General features: G+C 74.8%; 12 protein-coding genes. 4 read left to right on the top strand and 8 right to left on the bottom strand.

Going from position 1 to position 16,089, the window contains the following annotated elements; translation table 11 throughout:
* The first annotated feature begins 93 nt into the window (after window positions 1–93).
* On the top strand, window positions 94–3,759 hold the full coding sequence (locus C4J65_RS09150) for a S8 family serine peptidase (protein WP_115741960.1): 3,666 nt from the start codon (window positions 94–96) through the stop codon (window positions 3,757–3,759).
* Between the two features lie 275 nt (window positions 3,760–4,034).
* Here C4J65_RS09150 and C4J65_RS09145 read toward each other — a convergent pair whose 3' ends face one another.
* The 3 genes from C4J65_RS09145 to C4J65_RS09135 all read right to left on the bottom strand — a co-directional run bounded on the left by C4J65_RS09145 (window position 4,035) and on the right by C4J65_RS09135 (window position 8,320).
* Window positions 4,035–5,411 (bottom strand): carboxyl transferase domain-containing protein, encoded by a 1,377-nt coding sequence (locus tag C4J65_RS09145; protein ID WP_115741959.1) that lies wholly within the window; start codon window positions 5,409–5,411, stop codon window positions 4,035–4,037.
* Window positions 5,404–6,861: an acyl-CoA synthetase gene (locus C4J65_RS09140; protein ID WP_115741958.1), complete on the bottom strand. Its 1,458-nt coding sequence runs from the start codon at window positions 6,859–6,861 to the stop codon at window positions 5,404–5,406. The genes C4J65_RS09145 and C4J65_RS09140 overlap by 8 nt, the downstream gene beginning before the upstream one ends.
* 88 nt (window positions 6,862–6,949) lie before the next feature.
* Window positions 6,950–8,320, bottom strand: coding sequence for an SLC13 family permease (locus C4J65_RS09135; protein WP_115741957.1), 1,371 nt, complete (start codon window positions 8,318–8,320; stop codon window positions 6,950–6,952).
* Between the two features lie 209 nt (window positions 8,321–8,529).
* Here C4J65_RS09135 and C4J65_RS09130 point away from each other — a divergent pair, with 209 nt between their 5' ends.
* Window positions 8,530–9,237 (top strand): FadR/GntR family transcriptional regulator, encoded by a 708-nt coding sequence (locus C4J65_RS09130; RefSeq protein WP_115741956.1) that lies wholly within the window; start codon window positions 8,530–8,532, stop codon window positions 9,235–9,237.
* Window positions 9,238–9,261: 24 nt separating this feature from the next.
* On the opposite strand, the gene C4J65_RS09125 is transcribed toward C4J65_RS09130, so the two are convergent.
* Window positions 9,262–9,864 carry a hypothetical protein gene (locus tag C4J65_RS09125; protein WP_115741955.1) on the bottom strand — a complete coding sequence of 201 codons (603 nt, stop codon included), beginning with the start codon at window positions 9,862–9,864 and terminating at the stop codon, window positions 9,262–9,264.
* Between the two features lie 99 nt (window positions 9,865–9,963).
* Here C4J65_RS09125 and C4J65_RS09120 point away from each other — a divergent pair, with 99 nt between their 5' ends.
* Together C4J65_RS09120 and C4J65_RS09115 are read left to right on the top strand one after the other, a co-directional pair.
* A complete protein-coding gene (locus C4J65_RS09120; RefSeq protein WP_003976366.1) occupies window positions 9,964–10,737 on the top strand; it encodes an IclR family transcriptional regulator in 774 nt (257 codons plus the stop codon).
* On the top strand, window positions 10,734–11,594 hold the full coding sequence (locus C4J65_RS09115; protein ID WP_115741954.1) for an SMP-30/gluconolactonase/LRE family protein: 861 nt from the start codon (window positions 10,734–10,736) through the stop codon (window positions 11,592–11,594). Before C4J65_RS09120 ends, C4J65_RS09115 begins: the two co-directional genes overlap by 4 nt.
* A gap of 18 nt (window positions 11,595–11,612) precedes the next feature.
* On the opposite strand, the gene C4J65_RS09110 is transcribed toward C4J65_RS09115, so the two are convergent.
* The 4 genes from C4J65_RS09110 to C4J65_RS09095 all read right to left on the bottom strand — a co-directional run bounded on the left by C4J65_RS09110 (window position 11,613) and on the right by C4J65_RS09095 (window position 16,044).
* Window positions 11,613–13,019, bottom strand: a complete 1,407-nt coding sequence (locus C4J65_RS09110) for an NAD(P)-binding protein (RefSeq protein WP_115741953.1) — start codon at window positions 13,017–13,019, stop codon at window positions 11,613–11,615.
* Window positions 13,009–14,220: an MAB_1171c family putative transporter gene (locus C4J65_RS09105; protein ID WP_115741952.1), complete on the bottom strand. Its 1,212-nt coding sequence runs from the start codon at window positions 14,218–14,220 to the stop codon at window positions 13,009–13,011. Before C4J65_RS09105 ends, C4J65_RS09110 begins: the two co-directional genes overlap by 11 nt.
* A 109-nt stretch (window positions 14,221–14,329) precedes the next feature.
* Window positions 14,330–15,514, bottom strand: coding sequence for an MAB_1171c family putative transporter (locus C4J65_RS09100; RefSeq protein WP_115741951.1), 1,185 nt, complete (start codon window positions 15,512–15,514; stop codon window positions 14,330–14,332).
* Window positions 15,511–16,044, bottom strand: coding sequence for a toxin (locus C4J65_RS09095; protein WP_115741950.1), 534 nt, complete (start codon window positions 16,042–16,044; stop codon window positions 15,511–15,513). The genes C4J65_RS09100 and C4J65_RS09095 overlap by 4 nt, the downstream gene beginning before the upstream one ends.
* Window positions 16,045–16,089 lie beyond the last annotated feature (45 nt).

Here is a 16,089-nt window from a genome sequence, read left to right as displayed (position 1 = left end):
CCGCGCCCGATCAACTCTCCTGCCCCAGTGGCCCCCTGAGACTGCTCACAGCATTCGTCACAGCACTCTACGACGACACGAAGAGAGACGTGGATGAGCACAGGACCAGTCAGACGTGGGGCGACCCTCCTGTCGGCGGGGCTCGTGATCGCGCTGCTGCCGGCCGGGACGGCGGCGGCGCAGGATCCACCCCCCGATCCGGCGCGATCCCGAACGGCGGCCGCCCGCACGGCCACCGCCGCCGACGCCGCCCGCACCGTCACCCTCGTCACCGGCGACCGGGTCACCGTCACCGACCTCGGCGGCGGCCGGAAGACCGTCGCGGTCGAGCGTCCCGAGGGCGCCACCGGGGCCGTGCGCACCAGCAGCTCCGGCGGCCGGACCACCGTCGTACCGGACGAGGCCCTGCCGTACCTGCGCGACGGCAGCCTCGACCAACGGCTCTTCGACGTGGGTGAGTTGCTGAAGCAGGGGCTCGCCGACACCGAGACCGGCGAGCTGCCGCTGATCGTGACCTACGGCAAGGGCGCGCGGGCCGCCACCCCGCGGGGCGCCGAGCGGACGCGGTCGCTGCCCAGCGTGCGCGGGGCCGCCGTCGAGGCCGACAAGGGGCGTGAATTCTGGCGGGAATTCACCCGTGGCGGCGCCGGTGTCGACGGCGTGTGGCTCGACGGGCGGGTCACCGCGGACATGGCCGAGTCCAACGCGCAGATCGGCACGCCCGAGGCATGGGAGGCGGGGCTGACCGGCAAGGGCGTCACCGTGGCCGTGCTGGACAGCGGTGTGGACGCCGGACACCCCGACCTCGAGGGGCGGATCGCGCAGAGCAAGAGCTTCATCCCGGGCGAGGAGGTCGCCGACCGGCACGGTCACGGCACCCACGTCACCTCCACCGTGGGCGGCAGCGGCGCGGCCTCCGACGGCAAGGAGAAGGGCGTCGCGCCCGGCGCCACGCTCGCGGTCGGCAAGGTCCTCGACGACGAGGGCTTCGGCAGCGAGTCGGAGATCATCGCCGGCATGGAGTGGGCCGCCCGGGACGTGGACGCCGACATCGTCTCCATGAGCCTCGGCTCCACCGAACCCAGCGACGGCACCGATCCGATGGCCGAGGCGGTCAACACCCTGTCCCGCGAGACCGGCGCCCTGTTCGTGATCGCGGCCGGGAACACCGGCGCCCCGTCCTCCATAGGATCGCCGGGCGCGGCCGACGCCGCCCTCACCGTGGGCGCGGTCGACTCCGCCGACCGGGCCGCCTGGTTCACCAGCGCCGGGCCCCGCTACGGCGACAACGCCCTCAAGCCCGACCTGTCGGCCCCGGGCGTCGGCATCCTCGCCGCCCGCTCCCGGCTCGCCGAGGGCAGCGGCGACTACACGTCCATGGACGGTACGTCGATGGCGACGCCGCACATCGCCGGGGTGGCCGCCCTGCTCGCCGAGGAGCACCCCGACTGGAGCGGCGCTCGGCTCAAGGACGCGCTGATGTCCACGTCGAAGGAACTGGACGCCTCCCCCTACCAGTTGGGCGCGGGCCGGGTCGGCGTGCCGGAGGCCGTCGCCGCCGACGTCACCGCGACCGGCAGCGCCGACCTGGGCTTCTACTCCTGGCCGTACGAGGCCAACGAGCCCGTCACCAGGACGGTCACCTACACCAACGACTCCGACGCGGCCATCGAGCTGAAGCTGTCCGTGCGGGGCGCCCCCGAGGGCGTCGCCACCCTCGCCGACACCTCCCTCACTGTGCCCGCGCACGGCACCGCCTCGACCACGGTCACCGGCGACGGATCCAAGGCACCGGTCGGCAGCACGAGCGGGCAGGTCGTGGCGGCCGACGCGAGCGGGAAGACCCTCGCGCACACCGCGTTCGGGCTGGTCAAGGAGGACGAGCGGTACACGCTCACCGTGCACGTCAAGGACCGCTCCGGCGCCGCGACCCCGGCCGACCTGACCGTCCAGCAGCTCGCCGAGGGCGTCGACCCCTTCCCCGCGCACGTCGGCGGCTCCGGCACCCTGGAGCTGCGGCTCCCGCGCGGGACGTACAGCCTGTCGTCCTTCCTGGACGTGCGTGGCAGCCACGGCGCCGACTCCCTCGGCCTCGGCTTCCTCGCCGCACCGGAGGTCGTCGTCGACCGGGACCGCGAGATCACCCTGGACGGCCGCGAACTGCGCGAGATCAGCGCCGACGTCCGCAGGCGCACCGAGACCCGGCAGCTCCTCATGGAGTACGACCGCGGCGCCAACGGCTCCGACCTGTTCGGCGCCGTGCAGGTGCCGCTGACGTACGACAGCGTCTTCGCCGCGCCGACCGGCAAGGTCGCCCAGGGCGACTTCGAGTACCGCACCGTGTGGCGGCTCGGCAAGCCGCTCCTGGAGGTCAAGGGGATCGGCGAGGCCACGGTCCAGTCCGGCGGCACCCTGATCGAGGGCCGCACCCGGCTGCCCCTGGTCGACGTCGGGGCCGTCGGCGCCGGGCCCTTCCCGGACGGTGTGCGCGGCAGGGCGGTCCTCGCCGAGCTCACCGAGGGGACCGAGCCGACCGCGCTCGCCCGGGCCGCGCAGGACGCGGGCGTCAAGGCGCTGTTCGTGACCGACGACGCCCCCGGACGGCTGATGTCGTGGTGGGGCACGGACGACAACGCCGACCGGCCGCTCCAGATCGCCACGGTCTCCACGGCCGACGCCCGCCGGCTGCGCGACGCCGGACGGGTCGACATGACCGGCACCCGCGACACTCCCTACGTGTACGACCTGTCCGAGGGACACAAGGGCGCCGTGCCCGACCGGGACCTCACCTACGAGCCCGGGCACCGCGACCTCGCCGTGCTGAACACCAGGTACCACGCCGCCGAACCGTCCAGCGGCGGCGAGTTCCGTTACTCGATCACCGACACCTTCCCGATCGGCCTCGGCTTCCGGGAGCGGATCGACTACCCCGCCGAACGCACCGAGTACGTGTCCACCGGGCCCGGCCAGCTGTGGCACGAGACCGTGACGAGCGCCGGTGAGGCGCTGGAGCAGCGCGGCGGACTGTCCGAGTACCAGGGAGGCTCGCGTGCGGAGCTGAACTGGTTCAAGCCGGTGTGGCACCCCTACCTCGGCACCGGACTCGGCTGGGGACAGCAGCGCGCCGGGAACCGGCTCCAGTTCAACGCGCCCGGCTGGGGCGACTCGGGGCCCGACCACACCGGCTTCGGCGACGTGTGGAGCGAGGACAGCGGCATGTCGCAGACCACGTCGGTGTACCTGGACGGAGAACTGGCCGACCAGGGACCGAGTTCCGCCGCGTACGTGTGGGACGCGCCGGCCGACGAGCACACCTACCGGCTCGTCACCGACACGGCGCTGGACGCGGCACGCTGGCCGCTGGCGTCGAAGGGCCACGCGGAGTGGACCTTCCGTTCGGCGGCGACACCGGACGACCGGTGGACCTTCCTCCCGCTGATCAACCTCTCCTTCGACGTCGACACCGATCTCGCGGGGAAGGTGCGCGGCGGGAAGAAGCTGCGGGTCGGCCTGGGCGCCGCGTACGTGGCGGGTGCCCCGGACACCGGGACGATCGGCGGCGGAAAGCTGGAGGTGTCGTACGACGCGGGGAAGTCCTGGCACCAGGTCCGGCTGCGCGGCGGGGACGGGGAGGCGTCCTGGCACGGGACGCTGAGCGTGCCGCGCGACGCCGGGCACGTCTCGCTGCGGGCCTCGGCGCGCGACGACCGGGGCGGCTCGGTCACCCAGGAGATCGTGCGGGCGGTGGCCGTGCGGTAGGTCCACGAGCGCTTTTCGTGTGCCGGCACGCGGACGGCGCCGCCTCCCTGGGACGGGGAGGCGGCGCCGTCGGTTTCTCGGACCGTCAGACCAGCCAGCCGACGAAGTGGACGAGGCCGGCGAGGATGTCGGTGAGAAGGTTCATGATCGTGCAGCTCCTTGCGCTGTTCAGGTGCGGGACCCGCCGGGCCCCACGGGGACTACTCGGGACATGTGCGTCGACTACGGTCTGCAGCCCGTTGCTTGCACACCGTCAGTATCGTTGGTCCCTGCAGTCACATGCGCTCTCCAGAGCGACGATCACCTGTTCCAGGGAACACCTGCTCGCTTGTTCGGATCACGCCAAGGTCGGCCAAGTCCTGCGGGCGCAGACGCAGTTGATCTGCCGTCGCCCGCACCTCCTCCGGCGGGCGCTTCAGGATCGCCGCCGCGTGCTCCGGCGCGATGACGGAGAAGTAGCTGTCCGGGGTGGCCCACGTGCTGCCCGGCGCGGCCAGGGCCAGCGCCCCGCCCGAGCCGCCCTCACCGATCACCAGCGTGGTGACCGGCGTGCGCACCGAGGCCACAGCGCCGAACAGGTCCGCGATCGCCGGACCCGCCCCCTCCCGCTCCGCCTCCGCGTCGTTGGCCGCGCCCGGTGTGTCCACCAGGGTCAGCACCGGGATGCCGAGCCGGTCCGCGAGGTGGATGAGCCGCGTCGCGGTGCGGTACCCGGCGGGCCGGGTCGCCGTGCCCGTCTGGGCGGCGTACGCCACCGTCCGCCCCGCGTGCGTGCCGAAGCCGCAGAGCATGCCCTCCGGGTCCCGGCCGCCGCAGCGGTCGCCGGACAGGGCGACGCGGTCGGTGAAGTAGGCGTCCAGGTAGGCCCCGGCGCGCGGGCGTCCGGCGGCGCGGGCCCGGCGCACCGCGTCCCAGCCGCCGGCCGGCAGGTCCCGTGCCCCCAGCGGCGCCGGCACCGGCGCCGGTTCGCCGGACGGCGCCGTCAGCAGCCGCAGCCACCGCCCCAGCGTCGCGCGCAGTTCCCAGGGCGGCACGACCGCGTCCGCGCTGCCTGCCGCCACCTGCGCCTCGGCCGTGTACGCCGCCGGGTCCGCGTCCGGCGGCCGGACCCGCGACCCGGCGAAGCCGACCTGGGCGCCGGGCAGGGCGAGGACCACGTCGGCGCCCGCGCCCAGCGTCGCCCAGCCGCCCCCGGTCGCCGGGTCCCGCACCACCGCGATCTGCGCGAGACCGGCCGCGCGGGTGAGCGCCGACTGCCGGGCCACCCGCTGGAGCTGGGTCAGCGCGAGCATCCCCTCCTGCATCCGGCTGCCGCCGGTCGCCACCAACGGCACCACCGGCAGCCGGTGTTCGCGGGCGTACGCGTACGCCGCCGCCAGCCGGTCGCCGGTGCGGTGACCCAGCGAGCCGCCGAGGAAGCCGAACTCGAAGGAGACGAGCACGGCCCGGGCGCCCTCCACCAGGCCGGTGCCGCAGACGACGGACTCCGCCTCGCCGGTGCGCTCGGCGGCGCGGGCCCGCGAGGCGTCGTAGCCGGGCCAGCCGAGGGGGCCGTCGGGCCGCCACGGGCCGTCCGTGTGCGGGAGTTCGGTGAAGGTGGCGTCGTCGGCGACCAGGGCGAGGAACTCCCGCGCGGTCAGGCGCTCAGCCACGGTCCAGCGCCCGCTTCATGATCTTCCCCATGTCGTTGCGCGGCAGCGCGTCGAGGTACCGGACGACCCGGGGCCGCTTGTGCGGGGCGAGCCGGGCGGCGACATGGCCGGCCAGCGTGTCGAGGGCGGGCGGCGCGGCCGGGTCGGCCGGGACGATCCAGGCCACGATCCGCTCCCCGAGGTCCGGGTCGGGTTCGCCGGTGACGGCCGCCTCCCGCACCGCCGGGTGTTCGAGCAGCGCGTTCTCGATCTCGCCCGCCCCGATCTTGTACCCGCCGCTCTTGATCAGGTCGGTGGCCTTGCGGCCGACGATGCGGACATAGCCGTCGGGGTCGCGCACCGCCATGTCGCCGGTGCGGAAGAAGCCGTCCGCGGTGAAGGCGGCGGCGGTGGCGTCGGCGCGGTTCAGGTACTCGGTGAACAGGTTCGGGCCGCGCACCTGGATCTCGCCGACGCTCTCCCCGTCGAGCGCCGCGATGGGCGTGCCGTCCTCCTCCACCAGCCGCAGCTCCACACCGGGCAGCGGCACGCCCACCGTCCCGGCGCGCGGCTCGCCGTCGGCCCGCACGCTGGTGTTCATCAGCGTCTCCGTCATGCCGTACCGCTCGATCACCCGGCGTCCGGTGGCGGCGGCGATCCGCTCGTGGTCGTGCACCGGCAGCGCGGCCGAACCCGACACCAGCAGCCGGGCCCCGGCGAGCGCCTTCGCCAGCTCCGGGTCGGCGGGGAGCGTCTCGGCGATCCGGTGGTACATGGTCGGCACCCCGAACAGCATGGTCGCGCCGTCGTTCAGCTCCCGCGCCGCGCCCTCGGTGGAGAACCTGCCCAGGTGCCGCACGGACCCGCCCCGGCGCAGCGGGCCGAGGACGCCGAGGACCAGCCCGTGCACGTGGAACAGCGGCAGCCCCTGCACCAGCACGTCCTCACCGGTCCACTGCCACGCGTCGGCGAGCGCGTCCAGGGTGGTGGCGAGCGCCCGCCGGGGGATGACGGCGCCCTTCGGCGGTCCCGTGGTGCCGGAGGTGTAGACGACGAGCGCGGGGTCGCCGTCGTCGGCGCCGTCCTCGGGGACCGCCCCGCGGGCCCGCACGTCGACGTCGACGCGCTCCAGGGCGCCGAGGGCGGGCGGGAGTTCGGCGTCCGGGGGCGCCAGGACGAGCGAGGGCGTGCTGTCGGAGAGGATGTGCGCGAGTTCCTTGTCGCCGGACTTCGGGTTGAGCGGTACGGCCGCGATCCCGGCCAGCAGCGCCGCCACCACGGCGACGGCGGTCTCCATCGCCGGGGTGGCCCAGACCGCGACCCGTCCGGCGCCGCCGATCCGCCCGGCCGTGGCGCCCGCCGCTGCGGCGAGTTCCGCGTACGTCAGGGAGCGCTCGCCGAACCGCAGGGCGGGCCGGTCGGCCGGAGCGCCGGTCGGGGCCGGGGAGAGGGCCGGGAAGAGAGAGGACACGCGTCGTACTCCTTAGCTGTTGCCCGGGAGCTGTTGCCCGGAGCTGTCGTTCAAGGCTGCCGGATCGCACCGGATACGCGAGCCGGACCTACCCGAAACCGGGCACGACCAGCACCAGCCAGGCCAGCGCCGGTACGGACGCCACCACGATGCCCCCGTAGACCATCAACTGCCGGAAGAAGCGGTCGCGGTCCACGTCCGGGGCGGCGGCCAGCACCAGGGCACCGTTGGTCGAGAACGGGCTGACGTCCACCACCGTCGCCGACACCGCGAGCGCCGCCACCATGCCGGCCGCCCCGATCTCGCCCTGCGCGAGGAACGGCACCGCCAGCGGGATCAGCGCGCCCATGATGCCCACGGAGGAGGCGAAGGCCGACACGATGGCGCCGATGTAGCAGAGCAGCACCGCGGCCAGCAGCGGGACGCCGATGCCGCCGACGCCCTCACCGGCCCAGGTGATGGTGCCCATCTCCTCCAGGACACCCACGTAGGTGAGGACACCGCAGATCAGCAGCACCGTGGACCAGGCGATCTCGCCGACGGCACGGCGGCTGTCGTCCGGCCAGGCGGTGCTCAGCACCACGGCGAGGGTGACCGCCGTCAGACCGGCGTCCAGGTCGAAGCCGAGCACGGCCACGACCAGCGCGACCAGGGCGACCAGGGTCGCGACGCGGGCGGGGGTGAGACGGATGCCGGTGCCCTCGGTGCCGCCGGCCTCCTGGTCGGGGCGGACGGCCACGGCGGCGGGGGCGCCGCCGCCGGGGGCCGCGTCGGTGCCGCCGCCCGCCCCAGTGCCGGTCGGCTCCGTGCCCTTGCCGGGGGCGCCGCCGTCCTCCGGCGTCACCGCCCCGCGCGCCCACAGCTTCCGCCCGCCGAGCACCGCGAACAGCACGGCGGCGATGAGGAGGTTGGCGACCAGCGAGGCGAGGAAGAGACCGATCTCGCTGCCGGGGAGCTGCTCCCGCTCCACGATGCCGTTGACGATCGAGCCGTAGATGCTGATCGGCGAGAACCCGCCGGCCTGCGCGCCGTGCACCACCATCGTGCCCATGAGCAGCGGGCTGATCGAGTACCGGGTGGCGAAGCTCAGGGCGATCGGCGCGACGATCGCGACCGCGGCCGGACTGACCGCGCCGATCGCCGTGAGCGCGCCGGTCAGCGCGAACATCACCCACGGGATCAGCGCCACCCGGCCCCTCACCAGCCGGACGGCCGCGTGCACCAGCCAGTCGGTGGTGCCGTTGGCCCGGGCGATCGCGAACAGGTAGGTGACGCCGACGAGGACGACGAACAGGTCGCCGGGGAACCCGGCGAAGATGCCGTCCGCGTCGAGGTCGGCGACGAGCGTGCCCACCCCGAACGCGGCGGCGAAGGCGAGCGCGCCCATGTTGACGGAGCGGGTGGTGGCGATGACGAACACCACGACGAGGACGAGGATCGAGATGAGTTCGGGGGACATGCGGGGGCTCCCGAGTGCTGACCTGACTGCCGATGAGAAGGGCTGAGCGAGTGGCTGAGTGGCTGAGCCACTCGTTTGGTGCGGTTGGCTGGTCAGCGTGGGCCCGGCCCGGGATCACGTCAAGGGGTCGCGCAACAATTGGCTCAGCCACTCGTCCACCGGGCCACCGTCGGCGCCGGTGCTACGCTCCCGTCGAGAGGGGGGACCTCATGACCGACGCCCTGCGTCCCATGACCAAACAGCGCCTGTACGAACAGGTGCTGCAGCGGCTGCGCCAGTACGTCACCGACGGCGGCCTGCGGGCGGGTGACCGGCTGCCGCCCGAGCGGGACCTCGCCCAGCGCCTCGGCGTCAGCCGCGCCTCGGTGAAGCAGGCGATCGTGGTCCTGGAGGTCCAGGGCCTGGTGGAGGCGCGGCACGGCGGCGGGACCTATCTGGTCCGGGACAGCCTCGACGTCGAACCCGTCGAGAAGATGGTCGAACGCCGCCGACGCCTCCCGGACGTCCTGGAGGCCCGGGAGGCGCTGGAGACGAAGCTCGCCGAACTGGCCGCCGAGCGCCGAACGGAGGACGACCTCGCCGCCATGCGGTCCGCGCTGGCCGTGATGGCCGAGGAGATCGGCCGGGACGGGCACGGCGTCGAGGGCGACCGGCTGTTCCACGCGGCGGTGACGGCGGCGGCGCACAGCAGCCTGCTCGCCGAGTTCATGCGCTCCATCGCCCACCAGATCGCGGAGAGCCGTACCGAGTCCCTGCGCCAGCCCGGCCGCCCCGGCCGCTCCCTGGCCCAGCACCGCGCGATCCTGGACGCCGTGGCCGCCCGGCAGCCCCGGCAGGCCGCCGCGGCGATGCGCCGCCACGTCCGTACGGTCGCCAAGGTCCGCCTGCTGGACTGGGACCCGGAGGACGAGCGCTGACCGCCCGCCCTTGCGGGGACCGCGTCAGCCGTCGACCGCCGTGCGCTGCAACAGCCCCCAGGTGAACTCCGCGACCACCTCGTGCCGTACGCCCTCCCGGTCCGGGGCGGTGAGGGCCAGCCCCCACCGGGTCGGCGCCGAGCCCTGGAGCGGGCGGGCGGGGGCGAAGGCGCGGGCCGCCTCGTCCACCGTGCACGACCAGGGCGTGAGGTCCTCCAGGGTGCGCAGTTCGGGCCTCGGTGCGCCGGGGGCGCGCACCAGCCACTCGTTCCAGACGACGCCCCTGTCCGCGACGAGCACCTCGAAGCGCAGACCGGGCCACAGGGGCAGCGCCCACTGCCGGGCCTCGCACTCCAGGTCGCCGATCCGGCGGGGCGCCACCGACTCCGGCTCGCCCAGGACGGAGCGGTACCGCGAGGCGGCCGAGCGGGACCGGGGGGAGTGGAGCATCGCCTGCCAGCGCCTGTTGGCCTCGCGCATCTCCGCGACCGAGGCGCCCAGCTCGCGGCGGGCGTCCTCGACCGGTCCGGGGTTGTGGTCGGCCATGCGGCGCAGCAGGACCAGTTGGAAGTCGCGCGGGGTGAAGGGAGCTGGGGGCTGCTTTCCGGTCGGCATGGCCACCATCATCACCCGCCCATTGCCCAGGGAAACGCGATATGAGTAGCCTGTGTTCGTTATTCCGACCGCCTGTTGAAATCTCGAACACACCTAGGGAGGGGGCTGGACATGGGACGCCTCGTGCCGGCCGTGACCCGGGCTCTCGACATACTGGAGCTCTTCCTCGACGGGGACGGCACGCTCTCCGCCCCCGACATCGTGCGCCGGCTCCAGCTGCCGCGCACCACCGTGCACGAGCTGGTCACCACGCTCGCCGCCCGCAAGTACATCGTCCCGGTCGCCGGGCAGTCCGGACGCTACCGGCTCGGCGTGCGTCCGTACCAGCTCGGCGCCCGCTACGCCGAGTACCTCGACCTCGCCGCGGAGGGCCAGCAGGTTGCCCGGACCGTCGCCGAGACCTGCGACGAGACGGTGCACGTGGCGATCCTGGAGGACACCGACGTCATCTACATCGCCAAGGTCGACTCCACGCACGCGGTGCGCATGGTCTCCGCGGCCGGACGCCGGCTGCCCGCGCACTGCACCTCCGTCGGCAAGATGCTGCTGGCCTCCCTGCCCGAGCCGGAGGTCGCCGCGCGCTTCCCCGACGGCGCCGAGCTGACCGCGATGACCCCGAACAGCATCACCGACCCGGCCGCGCTGCGCGAGGCCCTGGCGGCGATCCGCGAGCGCGGTACGGCGGTGGAGAGCCGCGAGTCCAACCCGGACGTGTCCTGCGTGGCCGCCCCGGTCCGCGACCGCACCGGCCGGGTCGTCGCCGCGCTGTCGATCTCCGTGCCCATGATCCGCTGGAGCGAGGAGCGTCGCGCCGAACTGGAGCAGCTCGCCGTCAAGGGCGCCGCCGACCTCTCCGAGCGGCTCGGCCACCGGAGCGCGGCATGACGGCGACCGGCACGGCCTTCGAGGTGGCCGTCCACACGGAGGCATCCCTCGGCGAGGGGCCCACCTGGGACCCGGCCACGGGCCGCCTGCTGTGGCTCGACATCCTGAACTCCCGCGTCCACACCCACGACCCGGCCACCGGCCGGCGCACCGTGCGCCGCACCGACCAGCACGTGGGCGCCGTCAAGCCCCGCGCGGGCGGCGGCCTGGTCCTCAACCTGCGGGACGGGATCGGTCTGCTCGATGCGGACGACACCTTCCGCTGGCTGCACCGCGAGCCCGTCCCCGGCCGCCGCGGCAACGACGCCGCCGTCGCCCCCGACGGCAGCCTGTGGGCGGGCACCATGCGCTACGACGAGGCGCGCGGCGGTGGCACGCTGACCCGGTACACCGGCGACGGCACGGCCGAGACCCTCCTCGACGACGTGACGGTGAGCAACGGCACCGGCTGGAGCCCCGACGGCCGGCTGATGTACTACGTCGACACGCCGACCCGCCGCATCGACGTCTTCGACGTCACCGCGGACGGCCGGGTCGCGAACCGCCGCGCCCTGGCCGAGGTCGAGGACGGCGCGGGCTTCCCCGACGGCCTGTGCGTCGACGCCGACGGCTGCGTGTGGGTCGCCCTGTGGGACGGCGGCGCGGTACGCCGCTACACCCCGTCCGGCGACCTGGACCGCGTGCTCACCCTCCCCGTCCCCCGGGTCACCGCCTGCGCCTTCGGCGGCCCGGACCTCACCGACCTGTACCTCACCACGGCCCGCGTCGGCCTGACCGACCCGCACCCCCTGGCGGGCTCCCTGCTGGTGGTGCCGGGGGCGGGACGGGGGGTGGCGCAGCCGGCGTTCGCGGGGTGAGGAGCCCGGCGGGCTCGCTCACGCCCCCGTGCGGTCGAGGCCGTCGAGCACCTCGCGCTCGGCGGGGGTCAGCGGGGGACCCGTCAGCGCGGGCAGGGGCGGACCGGTGAGGGCGGCCAGCACCGCGGTGGGCCGGAACATCCGGGTCGGCGGTGTGCGCATGCTGGTGACGTCCCAGAGCGCCGAGGCCGCCGCGAAGGAACCGGTGGCCGCCCTCGTCATGCGGCGCGTGTACGCCGTCGCCGCCCGGTCGGCGATCCCCGGCCGCCCGCCGCCGCGCGTCTGCGGGTAGAGGACGTCCTGCCCGACGGCCATGGCCCAGGCCGCGTCCACCGGGCGCGCCGCACCCCGCAGCACCCGCCGGGCCAGGCCGGGCGTGTCGAGCCCGTCGGCCCGGTCCAGCTCCCGGCCGAGAACGCGGGCGCCGAACGCGGCCACCGACATGCCCTGCCCGTAGGCCGGGTTGAAGGTGCCGAGCGCGTCGCCGAGGACCACCAGGCCCTCCGGCCAGTCGGGCACCTTGTCCAGGTAGTGCCGCACATTGCTGGTGGACCGGCTCAGGTGCACGTCGGTGAGCGGTTCGGCACCGGAGATCAGCCGGCCCACGATCGGGTCCGGCAGATCGAGCGTGTACCGCAGGAAACCCTCGGGATCGGCCGGCGGCTCACCGCCGCGCGTGCCGCCGCAGCTGACCAGCCAGCGGCCCCCCTCGACCGGCATGACCATGGCGCTCCGGCCCGGCCGGGACACGTACGGATCGGCGTGCACGACCGTCAGCGGGAACCGCTCCGCCCCGGCCGGTACCCGGTACACGCGCGAGGCGTTGACCAGCCCCGAGTCCACGGTCCGGGTCCGGACGCCGGACAGCCCCAGCCCGTCCAGCCAGGAGAGGATCCGGGTACCGCGTCCGCTCGCGTCGACGACCAGGCCGGCGTCCAGGTCCTCCTCCCCGCCCGGCCCGGAGACCCGCACCCCCCGCACCCGCCCGGCGGACCCGGTCAGCCCGGCCACGGCCGTCCGGCGCACCCCGACCGCCGGGTGTTCGAGCACCGCGGCCCGTACCGTCCAGTCCACCAGCGCCCGGGTGCAGGTGAGCATGACGGGCCCTTCGCGCCGCCACCGCCGCAGCCAGCCCTCGGGGCTGCGGGCCAGCGTGCCCGAGCTGAGGGACACCTCGTGCGCCCCGGCGGCGAGCAGCCGCTTGCGCAGGCTCACGCCGGGCACGATCTCCTCCATCGCGGTCAGCCCACCGGGCATCAGCAGGTGGGCGTGCCGGCCCTGGGGCAGACCCCGGCGCTGCCGGGGCCCGTCGGGCAGCTCGTCGCGGTCCAGCACCACGACCTCCGCCACGCCCGCGTCGGCCAGCACGGCCGCGGCCAGCATCCCGGCCAGTCCGGCACCGACGACGACTGCTCTACGCGACATGGGGCTCCTCGGGTTCGGTCAGGGGTCCGGCCAGGGAGGACGGACTCGTGCCGCCCGACGCGGCGGCCCGGCCGGGCGGGCGGTGCAGTGCCTGCGACAGTTCCACCAGCCCGCTCGCGCCCGGTACCTCGGTGGCGTGCAGCCGGTAGGAACCGGTGGCGTCGGGCGGTTCCTCGTGGGCGGTGGCCCGGCGCGCCGCGTCGGCGAGCATCGCCGCCTCCGCCGCCAGCCGCGCCTCGTGCGCGGAGCGGCCCGCGCGCAGGGCGGCGTCCCGCGTCCCCTCGCGGACCCGGTGGTCGAAGTACGGCGCCAGGGTGAGCAGGGCGTCGTGGATGGAGACCTCACGCCACTGGAGCCGGGCCCGGGGAAGCCGCCACCACACGGACGGCTGCCGGGGAGCCGTGGACACCGACCTCACCAGCGACCACAGCGGCCCCAGGCGCCGGTAGTCGTCCAGCCCCCGCCAGTGGGCGAGTACGGAGGGCAGCAGCCTGGGCAGGGCGAACCCCACGGAACACACCAGCGCCGCCAGCGACGCCATCGGCGGGGCCACGTTGGTGGACAGGAAGTCGAGGTCGTGACCCGTCCACCGCGCCACCACGGCCGTGTACTTGGCGAGCTGGAACCCCACCAGGTCCAGCAGCGCGCCCAGCAGGATGAGCCGCAGCCCGATCCGCAGCAGGCCGCCCACCTCACGGCTCCACTTGACGCAGACGGCGCACATCACCAGCATCGCCGCGCTGTGCCCGAGCAGGTACAGCAGGATCATCTCCCGCATGAACGGGGTGCCCGCGTAGTACGTGTCGAGGTCGGTCAGCCGCTCGGTGTCCGCGTCGGCGAGCAGGAACAGCACGACGATGGCGGCCACCAGCAGGCCGTAGGCCGCCATGCTGCGCAGCACCGCGCGCCGCACCACCGGCCGCGGGCCGCCCCGCCAGTTGATCAGCAGCACCAGCACCGCGCAGCTGTACGCGGAGAGCATGCCGTAGGTCAGCGGGGCGCCGAAGTTGGCGACGCCGGTGAGGTCGTTGACGGTGCCGAGGGTGGCCGGGGCGGCGCACACGAAGACCAGGGCACCGAGGACGATCGCCACGCAGGTGGACAGGGTCAGCGGATTGCGGACGGCGGTCCGGGGGCGGCGGAACAGCAGCACCGAGGTCATGCCGAACACCACCGCCGCCAGGTAGACGACGAGACTCACGTCCGACCACTCCTCTCGTGCGGGACCTGTGCGTTCCGGCCGTGCCGGGTGCCCGCGCGGCCGCCCGTGCCACCGCCGCCCGTGCCACCGGCGCCGGCGCCGCCGGCCGTCACGCGGTGCCCGCCGTCGTCCTGCCGCCCGGCACGGCGGTCGCCGCCGGTACCCGCACGGCGCCGGCGAGCACGTCGGAGATCCTCGCGAGGGCCGCCGGGTCCGGCGACGGGGCCAGGGGGCGGCCGGTGCCGACGGAGGGCGGCGGCACCCTCGCGGCGTCGGCCTCGTGCCGCAGCGCGTCGACGATCACCGCGGCCCAGGCGCTCGCCCCGGCCAGTTCGGGATCGCCCGTCGCGGCCAGCGTGCCGGCGCGGGTCCGGTCGTACAGGTCCCGGTCGCAGTACGCGTCCAGGTGACCGAGTGCGTTGTGGATGCTCGTCCGGCGCCACATCAGGAGGGTGGCCGGCGAGGCGAACCGCGGGCGCGGCAGCCGCAGCGCCCGGCGGACGAGCAGGTCGTCCAGCGCCCGCTCCAACGGCCCGAGGCGGGCGTACGCGCGCCCCGCCCGCCGCCACTCGGCCGCCCGCGGGGTCACCAGCGGCACCAGGACCCCGACGACCACCAGCAGGGCGCCGAGGCCGGCGGCGGCCGGGGAGACCGTGGTGCCCAGCGCCGACCAGTCGTGCCCGGACCAGCGGGCGCCCACCGCGACGAGCTTGGCGGCGCTGTAGCCGGCGCCGCACAGTGAACCCACCCCGATCAGCGTCAGGCCCACCCGCAGCCCGCCGCGCACCTGCCGGGCCCAGCGCAGCGCGGACACCGTCGTGACGGTCGCCGCGCTCAGGTGCGCGACCAGGTACAGCACGATCATCTGGGCGATGAACGGGGTCGTCGCGTAGTAGGTGTCCAGATCGGTACGGCGCTCCACGGGCGCGTCGCCGAGCACGAAGGTCACCGCGACGCCGAGGACCACGACGGCGTAGGCGAGCGTCCACCGGCGGGCGGTCTGGCGCACCCGGGGTCCGCCGCGCCAGTGCACGACGAGGACCTGGGAGGCGGCGCAGTATCCGGTGATCGCCGCGTAGGTGACCGGCGCCGCGAGGTTGGGCACGCCGCTCAGCCGGTTGACGGCGCCGACCGTCGGCGGTGCTCCGAGCAGGAAGCAGAGCCCGGCCAGTCCCAGCACCGTGCAGATGGCCCGCAGATAGGGATCGTGCCGGTGCCGCAGCAGGTCGGGGGCCCGCACCGCGAGGCCGAGCCAGAGCGCCGCGCAACTGACATAGTTGATCAGGCCGTTCATCCGGTCGTCCCGCGGTAGTTGAGCGCGGCCCCGATGCGGCCGGCGAGGCTCTCCGGGCTGGCCGGGCCGCCGCCCTCCGCGGCGAACACCGAGTCGGTGGAGGCGTCCAGCCAGGTGCGCAGCCGGCTGCCCATCAGCATGCCGAAGCGGTCCGCCTCCTGTTCCTCGGCCAGGGAGAAGTCGGTGCGCGCGGCCACCGCCCGGGACCGGTCGTCCGCCTCCGCCGCCGCCCCACCCTCCGCCCGACGGCGGCTCATGTGCCACACCTCGTGGCAGAGGATCACGATCTGGTGCCAGACGGCCGCGCGTTCGTCGACCACCACGTCGTCGTGGCTCTCCCGCTCGAGCCACAGCCCGCTCGCGGTGTGCGGCGGGAACGCCGCCCGGTGCACGACCACCTCCCGTCCCCGCCACGCGCTGACGGAGGCGACGAGTGCCTCGAACAGCACCTCGGGGTCGGCCGGCACGGCCACCTCGATGGGGTCGATGAGAGCGTCAGCGAGGCGACGCATCTCCTTCCTGGTACGCACCGCTGTCTCCCCGTTCCCCCGGCCGTCCTTCGGTCACCCCTGCAA

The organism is Streptomyces sp. CB09001 (genome assembly GCF_003369795.1).
Classification (GTDB): Bacteria; Actinomycetota; Actinomycetes; order Streptomycetales; family Streptomycetaceae; genus Streptomyces.
This window is presented reverse-complemented; position numbering and strand designations above follow the sequence as displayed.

Excerpts from the sequence above, each read along its gene's own strand:
- C4J65_RS09100 (WP_115741951.1), bottom strand. The coding sequence starts at position 15,514 with ATGAACGGCCTGATCAACTATGTCAGTTGCGCGGCGCTCTGGCTCGGC.
- C4J65_RS09130 (WP_115741956.1), top strand. The coding sequence starts at position 8,530 with ATGACCGACGCCCTGCGTCCCATGACCAAACAGCGCCTGTACGAACAG.
- C4J65_RS09120 (WP_003976366.1), top strand. The coding sequence starts at position 9,964 with ATGGGACGCCTCGTGCCGGCCGTGACCCGGGCTCTCGACATACTGGAG.
- C4J65_RS09135 (WP_115741957.1), bottom strand. The coding sequence starts at position 8,320 with ATGTCCCCCGAACTCATCTCGATCCTCGTCCTCGTCGTGGTGTTCGTC.
- C4J65_RS09125 (WP_115741955.1), bottom strand. The coding sequence starts at position 9,864 with ATGATGGTGGCCATGCCGACCGGAAAGCAGCCCCCAGCTCCCTTCACC.
- C4J65_RS09110 (WP_115741953.1), bottom strand. The coding sequence starts at position 13,019 with ATGTCGCGTAGAGCAGTCGTCGTCGGTGCCGGACTGGCCGGGATGCTG.
- C4J65_RS09150 (WP_115741960.1), top strand. The coding sequence starts at position 94 with ATGAGCACAGGACCAGTCAGACGTGGGGCGACCCTCCTGTCGGCGGGG.
- C4J65_RS09115 (WP_115741954.1), top strand. The coding sequence starts at position 10,734 with ATGACGGCGACCGGCACGGCCTTCGAGGTGGCCGTCCACACGGAGGCA.